The 7,209-nt window shown below is 72.2% G+C and carries 6 protein-coding genes and 2 tRNA genes; 6 read left to right on the top strand and 2 right to left on the bottom strand.

Going from position 1 to position 7,209, the window contains the following annotated elements; translation table 11 throughout:
• Nucleotides 1-276: 276 nt before the first annotated feature.
• The gene (locus tag ACZ55U_RS38615) at nt 277-690 is read right to left on the bottom strand and encodes an SsgA family sporulation/cell division regulator (protein ID WP_030056266.1); all 414 of its coding nucleotides are present in this window, start codon (nt 688-690) and stop codon (nt 277-279) included.
• A 557-nt stretch (nt 691-1,247) separates the two neighbouring features.
• On the opposite strand from ACZ55U_RS38615, the gene ACZ55U_RS38610 reads away from it, so the two are divergent.
• A tRNA-Val gene (locus ACZ55U_RS38610) sits at nt 1,248-1,319 on the top strand.
• A gap of 210 nt (nt 1,320-1,529) precedes the next feature.
• A tRNA-Val gene (locus ACZ55U_RS38605) sits at nt 1,530-1,601 on the top strand.
• 86 nt (nt 1,602-1,687) lie between these two features.
• Here the strand turns inward: ACZ55U_RS38605 and ACZ55U_RS38600 are convergent.
• Nucleotides 1,688-2,452, bottom strand: a complete 765-nt coding sequence (locus ACZ55U_RS38600; RefSeq protein WP_465534242.1) for an exonuclease domain-containing protein — start codon at nt 2,450-2,452, stop codon at nt 1,688-1,690.
• Between the two features lie 167 nt (nt 2,453-2,619).
• Here ACZ55U_RS38600 and ACZ55U_RS38595 point away from each other — a divergent pair, with 167 nt between their 5' ends.
• The 4 genes from ACZ55U_RS38595 (at nt 2,620) to ACZ55U_RS38580 (ending at nt 7,083) form a co-directional block, all read left to right on the top strand.
• The gene (locus ACZ55U_RS38595; protein ID WP_465534240.1) at nt 2,620-3,174 is read left to right on the top strand and encodes a DUF4365 domain-containing protein; all 555 of its coding nucleotides are present in this window, start codon (nt 2,620-2,622) and stop codon (nt 3,172-3,174) included.
• 35 nt (nt 3,175-3,209) lie between these two features.
• Nucleotides 3,210-4,373, top strand: a complete 1,164-nt coding sequence (locus ACZ55U_RS38590) for a hypothetical protein (protein ID WP_465534238.1) — start codon at nt 3,210-3,212, stop codon at nt 4,371-4,373.
• Between the two features lie 88 nt (nt 4,374-4,461).
• Nucleotides 4,462-6,441 (top strand): threonine--tRNA ligase, encoded by a 1,980-nt coding sequence (thrS, locus tag ACZ55U_RS38585; protein WP_465534236.1) that lies wholly within the window; start codon nt 4,462-4,464, stop codon nt 6,439-6,441.
• Nucleotides 6,442-6,522: 81 nt separating this feature from the next.
• Nucleotides 6,523-7,083 (top strand): HIT family protein, encoded by a 561-nt coding sequence (locus ACZ55U_RS38580; RefSeq protein ID WP_465534234.1) that lies wholly within the window; start codon nt 6,523-6,525, stop codon nt 7,081-7,083.
• The last annotated feature ends 126 nt before the right edge of the window (nt 7,084-7,209 follow it).

The raw sequence follows: 7,209 nt of genomic DNA, 5'->3' as shown, positions 1-7,209 counted from the left end.
CTGTTCTTTGGTGTTTCTTTCTTCCCCTCCCAGGGGTCTCCCCCCCCCCCCCCCCCACCCCCCCCCTCCCCCCCCCCCCCCCCCCCCCTCCCCCCCCTCCCCCCCCTTGCGCCTGCGGTGCTGTGGACCCGCTCCGGTGGGAACGGACCGCCCACCGGCCCCGAGACCGCGCCGTGCGCGGCTGAGTCCGCTGCCGTGCCCCCGAGTAGGACGGCTGCGATGACGGCAGGGGGTAGGGCCCCGCCGTCGGCGGGGCGTGACCGCCTCCGGTCGGGATCAGCTTTCGGCGAGGATGTGGGACAGCTCCCGGTCGAGGTCGAAGTGACGGTGTTCGGTGCCGGGGGGCACCGCGGCGTCCGTCCGCTTGAGGAACGACTCAAGCGCCCGGGCCGGGGCCTCCAGCAGGGCCTCTCCTTCCGGAGAGCTCAGCGCGATGCAGACCACCCCTTGCCCGTGGCTGCGGGACGGCCACACCCGGACGTCGCCGGTACCGGTGGGTCGGTGCAGCCCCTCCGCGAGGAGATCTCGGGCGAACACCCACTCCACGGTCTCGTCGGCGCCCGTGTGGAACGTGGCGTGCACGGCATAGGGGTCGGCGGTGTCGTAGCGCAGGCCCGCGGGGACGGGCAGTGAGGACTCGCTGGACACGATGAGGCGCAGGTGCAGCTCGCAGCTGACCGTGGTGTTCATAAGCGCCATGGCCTTTCGCTCAGTGTGCGCTCGGGGAATCGCACGTCGGCGAACGGACCATCCCACCCCCAAGACCGATGTAAACCCCTCTGTCCCGATTCGGGCGCGAGTCGTACCCCTTACGGCGCATTGCGGAATCGCCTCGCGGTGGCCGGCCCGGCATTACCCGGGCGCTTCTTGGTTAGTTTCCCGGCGGGACTGTGCGAAACGACAAGACGGCCGGGAACACGGGAACGGGTGAATCCGGCGTGGCGGTTGACGCGCCCGTTGACGGCGGTCGGGTGATCGGCCCGCGGGCCCGGGCCCTGGTCGCCGCCCCGCCGCCCGCGGGCGCCACGCCGGGCCGGGGCCGATCGTGCCGCCGCCGCCCGACCGGTGATCCACCTCGGCGCCGGGTCCGGCCGGACCCGGCGGCACGGACGCCGCACCGCGCCCGCGCCGCGAGCGGGGGCCGTCCGCGGCCGTCGGGCACCGGCTGAGCCGTCCGGGTGGCGAGGTGCCGACCGGGAGGGTGGTCGGAGCACCCCCCGGGATGCGGTAATGTTTTCTCTGCACCCGGGCGATTAGCTCAGCGGGAGAGCACTTCGTTCACACCGAAGGGGTCACTGGTTCGATCCCAGTATCGCCCACCGGAATGCATTGTGATATGTGAGGCCCAGTCGATTATCGGCTGGGCCTCACATGCATTTCCGGAATCGGCCTGAAGAGCCGTCGGTAATCGGCTGAGGCACAGTCAGCTTCCGCGCGGAGCGCGAGTTCTGCGAAGGCGTCGGTGTCACTCCCGAACGGCCGAGTTGTACGACCGGGCCTGAATGGTGCTAGAGTTCATCTCGTTGCCCGGGCGATTAGCTCAGCGGGAGAGCACTTCGTTCACACCGAAGGGGTCACTGGTTCGATCCCAGTATCGCCCACCCGGACAGCACGCAGGCCCTGACCAGGAAACCGGTCAGGGCCTGCGGCGCGTTCGGGGTCCGGAGGGCCGGGGCCACCGGCCCCGCTACGCCGCCGCCTCGCAATCGTGCCCCGGCTCCAGCCGGCGCCCGCAACCGCACCGGGCCGGCCGCAGCGGCCAGGACAGGTCCACCCGCTCCGGCGTTCCCGAGCGGTCGAACCAGCTCTGCAGCCCGCGCGCCTGCGCGGCGTGCCAGACCGCCTGCCGCAGGTGCAGCTCCGCCGCCGTCAGCCCGCCGAGCGCCGCCGGGTAGCGGGCGCCTATTCTCCGGGTCAGCGCCAGCGCCGCCGTCGCGTCCGCCGCCGCCTCGTGCGCCCCGGCCAGCTCCACGCCGTAGTGGGCGCACAGGTCGGTCAGCGTCCGGCGGCCCTTGCGGTAGCGGTCCACGTGCTTGTCCAGCACCCGCGGATCCAGCACCACCAGCCCGGCCGCCGCCCCGGCGGCCAGCGTCAGCCCGTGATGGCGGCGCAACTCCCGGTCCAGCAGCGTCAGATCGTACGGCGCGTTCATCACCACCACCGGATGCCCGGCCCGCGCCTCGGCCGCCAGCGCGCCGGTGACCTCCGCCACCACGGCGGCGGCCGGACGGCCGTGGGCGCGTACCTGCTCGTCGGTGATGCCGTGCACCGCGCGGGCGCCGTCGGGGATCGGCACGCCCGGATCGGCGAGCCAGGTGGTGGTCCGCGCCGGTGCGCCCGGCGCGAGCTGGACGACCAGGGCGGCCGAGACGATCCGGTCGTTCTCCACGTCCACGCCGGTCGTCTCGGTGTCGAAGGAGGCGAGCGGGCCCGTGTACCAGTGCTGCTGCATGACTGCCCCTCAGACGAGCGTTGCGCCCGGGTGATACCCGGTCCTGACGCCGCTTCAACCCGTTTGGCCCAAGCCCGACCGGGGATCCTGCCCACGACTGTCCCGTTCGAATCGACCGGCCCGGCCGCGGCGCGGCGGGCCCGGAAACCGGGGGAGGGCACGGGGCGATGGCACTGACCCAGCCGCAGCCCGAGGAGGCGGCGGCCGTCCTGCGGGGGAACCTCGCCGTCACCGCCTGCATGGAGACCTTGCAGGTCGGCTACCTGCACGCGGTCGCCGCCGCGGCCGGCTGCTCGCTCTCCCAGCCGTTCCCGGACAACGGCATCGACTGGCACGTCAGCCACGGCTCCCGGGCGCACCGGGTGGACGACGAGGTCACCGTCAAGATCCAGCTCAAGGCCACCCAGCAGGTCGCGCCCGACCCGGCCGGGCCGTTCTTCAGCTTCACCCTGGACAACGACCACCTGCGCAAGCTCGCCCGCCCCCGGGTCGCCGTGCCACGGCTCCTGGTCGTGATGCTGCTGCCCCGCCGGGTCGACCACTGGCTGCGGGCCCGCCCGGACGCCCTGGAGCTGCGGCACTGCTGCTACTGGGTCAACCTGGCCGGCCACCCCGTCACCGGGAAGCGGCGCACCAACGTCCGGGTGCCCACCGACAAGGTCTTCGACGACCGCGCGCTCTGCGACATCATGGCCCGGGTCGGCGCGGGCGGCAGCCCGTGACGGCGGCCCGGCCCCGGCAGGGAGGAACCGGATCCATGACACCGCCGCACGGACCGGACGGACCGGCCCGCCCCCTGCCCGACCCGGCCGCCGTCGACCCGGCCGTGCTGGCCACCCTGCTCGCCCGGCACGGCTGGACCCGCCGCGGCGGCCCGGCCGCCCGGTACGGACGCTGGACCCCGCCCGACGGCGAGCCCGGCACCAGCCTGCTCGTCCCGGCCGGGGACGGCTTCGACGACGCCGTCGAACTCCTCACCGACGCCGTCACCGCGCTCTCCCGCTCCCGCACCCCCTCGGCCCGCTCGATCCTGCTCGCCCTCGCCGTCCCCGGCGACGAACTGCGCTGGCACCGCGAGACGTCCGGCCCGGCCGAGGCCGCCTCCTGGGGCGAGGCCGAGCGGCTCCGCCGGGCGGCGCGCGGGATGCTCGCCGCGGGCGCCAAGGCCGCCCGGACCAGGGCCGGCTACTTCGGCGCCAGGCTGGACGGCCTCGCCGAAGACCTCCTGGACCGCGTCCTGCTGGTCGAACAGGGCGCCGCCCTCACCGCGTACACCCCCGCGCCCGAGGGCCGGGCCGCCGTCACCACCCTCGTCCGCGCCCTGGAGGCGCTGCGCGACGCGGTCGACTACCGCCGGGTCAGCGACCGGGCCGAGGCCTTCGGGAACGCCGTCCGGGCGGGGGTCAGCCGGGAGCTCGTCCGCTCCGTCGAGGAGCTGGTGCGCGACGCGACGGCCGCCCGGCTCAGCGTCGCCTGGTCGCCGGCCGCCGGGACACCGGGCGGCTTCGGGGACCGCCGGATCGACCTCGACTTCTCACCCGGCGACCTGCCCGCCCTGGCGGAGGCCGCCGAACTGCTGGAACGAGGCGAGCCCGCCGTCGCCGTCACCGTGATCGGCGTGGTCACCCGGCTCAAGCGCGCCGACCCGTCCGGACCGGGCTCGGTACGGCTGCGGGTGCTGGCCGGCGCGGAGGTCCGCGAACTCAAGCTCCGCCTGCCCGACCCCGACTACCGGCTCGCCGCCGAGGCCCACCTCGCGGGCGTGCCGGTCCGGGTCTCCGGCCGGCTGGACCGCCAGGGCGGCTTCCGCCGGCTGACCCGCCCGCACGGACTGGAGCTCTGCGGCTGGGAGGAGGGCGACCGCGAACGGCTGCTGAAAGCGCTCGGGGAGAAGGCGGAGCGAGGGGGAGAAGGGGCGTAGGTGGACGGTGGGGGCGGCGCGCTCGGTACCATCGTCACGCGCAGCGCAGTGCTGCGTCCTCTGAAATCCAGCACGTCAGGAGAGACCGGTGACGGACGTCCGGGTAACCATCAGCCGCGAACCCGATCGGGAAGAGCGCGTGGTGACGACGGGCACCACGGCCGCCGAGCTCTTCGCCGACGACCGCTCGATCATCGCCGCCCGCGTCGGCGGCCGGCTCAAGGACCTCGCGTACGCCGTCCAGGACGGCGACGAGGTCGAGCCCGTCGAGATCGGCAGCAAGGACGGCCTCGACATCCTGCGCCACTCCACCGCGCACGTCATGGCCCAGGCCGTGCAGCAGCTCTTCCCCGAGGCCAAGCTCGGCATCGGCCCGCCGGTCAAGGACGGCTTCTACTACGACTTCGACGTCGAGAAGCCCTTCCACCCCGATGACCTCAAGGCCATCGAGAAGAAGATGCAGGAGATCATCAAGCGGGGCCAGAAGTTCTCCCGCCGGGTGGTCACCGACGAGTCCGCCCGCGAGGAGCTGGCCGCCGAGCCGTACAAGCTGGAGCTGATCGGCCTCAAGGGCTCCGCCGCCACCGCCGGCGAGGGCGCGGACGTCGAGGTCGGCGCCGGCGAACTCACCATCTACGACAACCTGGACGCCAAGACCGGCGAGCAGTGCTGGGGCGACCTCTGCCGCGGCCCGCACCTGCCCAGCACCCGGCACATCCCGGCGTTCAAGCTGATGCGCAACGCGGCCGCCTACTGGCGCGGCAGCGAGAAGAACCCGATGCTGCAGCGCATCTACGGCACCGCCTGGCCGACCAAGGAGGAGCTCAAGGCCCACCTGGACTTCCTCGTCGAGGCCGAGAAGCGCGACCACCGCAAGCTCGGCAACGAGCTCGACCTCTTCTCCATCCCCGAGGAGATCGGCTCCGGCCTCGCCGTCTTCCACCCCAAGGGCGGCATCATCCGCCGGGCCATGGAGGACTACTCGCGCCGGCGGCACGAGGAGGAGGGCTACGAGTTCGTCTACACCCCGCACGCCACCAAGGGGAAGCTCTTCGAGAAGAGCGGCCACCTCGACTGGTACGCGGACGGCATGTACCCGCCCATGCAGCTCGACGAGGGCGTGGACTACTACCTCAAGCCGATGAACTGCCCGATGCACAACCTGATCTTCGACGCGCGCGGCCGCTCGTACCGTGAACTGCCGCTGCGCCTCTTCGAGTTCGGGACGGTGTACCGCTACGAGAAGTCCGGCGTCGTGCACGGCCTGACCCGTGCCCGCGGCTTCACGCAGGACGACGCGCACATCTACTGCACCCGCGAGCAGATGGCGGAGGAGCTCGACTCCACGCTGACCTTCGTGCTCAACCTGCTGCGCGACTACGGTCTGACCGACTTCTACCTGGAGCTGTCGACCAAGGACGAGACCAAGTTCGTCGGCTCGGACGAGACCTGGGAGGAGGCCACCCGCGTCCTCGCGAGCGTGGCCGAGAAGCAGGGCCTGCCGCTGGTGCCGGACCCGGGCGGCGCGGCCTTCTACGGCCCGAAGATCTCGGTCCAGGCGCGCGACGCCATCGGCCGCACCTGGCAGATGTCGACCATCCAGCTCGACTTCAACCTGCCCGAGCGCTTCGACCTGGAGTACACGGCGGCGGACGGCTCGCGGCAGCGGCCGGTCATGATCCACCGGGCGCTGTTCGGCTCGATCGAGCGCTTCTTCGCGGTGCTGCTGGAGCACTACGCCGGTGCCATGCCGCCGTGGCTGGCCCCCGTCACCGTGACCGGCATCCCGATCACCGACGAGCACGTGCCGTACCTGCTGGAGGTCGCGGCCGAGCTGAAGAAGCACGGGATCCGGGTCGAGGTGGACACCTCGGACGACCGCATGCAGAAGAAGATCCGCAACGCGCAGAGGTCCAAGACCCCGTACATGCTCATCGCCGGCAACGACGACGTCGAGGCGGGGGCGGTGTCGTTCCGCTACCGCAACGGCGAGCAGAAGAACGGCGTTCCGGTCGCGGACGCCGTGCGGGAGATCGTGGACGCCGTGAACAACCGCATCCAGGTGTGATCCGGTAGCGGGACGGTCACGCGCGGGGCAGGCTCTCGAAGAGTCTGCCCCGCGCGGCTTTGCAAGCACCGCCGGGCGAATATGCTGATCAGCATGACGACTGAGCCGGAACTTCAGCGGGGCGTCGGTGAGCCGGACGGATTCCGCCGCCTGTGGACCCCCCATCGGATGGCCTACATCCAGGGTGAGAACAAGCCCACCGGTCCGGCTCCGGACGACGGTTGTCCGTTCTGCTCGATCCCGTCCCTGAGCGACGAGGACGGGCTGGTCATCGCCCGGGGCAGCGCGGTCTTCGCGGTGCTGAACCTGTACCCGTACAACGGCGGGCACCTGATGGTGGTCCCGTACCGGCACGTGGCCGACTACACCGGCCTGGACGAGGCCGAGACGGCCGAGCTGGCGGACTTCACCAAGAAGGCGATGACGGCGCTGCGGGCGGCCTCCGGGGCGCACGGGTTCAACATCGGGATGAACCAGGGCGCGGCGGCCGGGGCCGGGATCGCGGCGCACCTGCACCAGCACGTGGTGCCGCGCTGGGGCGGGGACACCAACTTCATGCCGGTGGTCGGCCACACCAAGGTGCTGCCGCAGCTGCTGGCGGACACCCGGAAGATGCTGGCCGAGGTCTGGCCGCAGGGCTGAGGCCGAGCACGGCGGAGGGCCCCACCGGGATCTTGGGTTCAAGGGGTCGTCGCAACACCACTTGGTTTCAGGTGGTGAGTAGATCACGTAGACGCTCGGCTGGGGTATCCCAGCCGAGCGTCTTGC

The organism is Kitasatospora sp. NPDC034533 (assembly GCF_055575155.1).
This window is presented reverse-complemented; position numbering and strand designations above follow the sequence as displayed.

Excerpts from the sequence above, each read along its gene's own strand:
- ACZ55U_RS38615 (WP_030056266.1), bottom strand. The coding sequence starts at position 690 with ATGAACACCACGGTCAGCTGCGAGCTGCACCTGCGCCTCATCGTGTCC.
- ACZ55U_RS38600 (WP_465534242.1), bottom strand. The coding sequence starts at position 2,452 with ATGCAGCAGCACTGGTACACGGGCCCGCTCGCCTCCTTCGACACCGAG.
- ACZ55U_RS38595 (WP_465534240.1), top strand. The coding sequence starts at position 2,620 with ATGGCACTGACCCAGCCGCAGCCCGAGGAGGCGGCGGCCGTCCTGCGG.
- ACZ55U_RS38590 (WP_465534238.1), top strand. The coding sequence starts at position 3,210 with ATGACACCGCCGCACGGACCGGACGGACCGGCCCGCCCCCTGCCCGAC.
- ACZ55U_RS38580 (WP_465534234.1), top strand. The coding sequence starts at position 6,523 with ATGCTGATCAGCATGACGACTGAGCCGGAACTTCAGCGGGGCGTCGGT.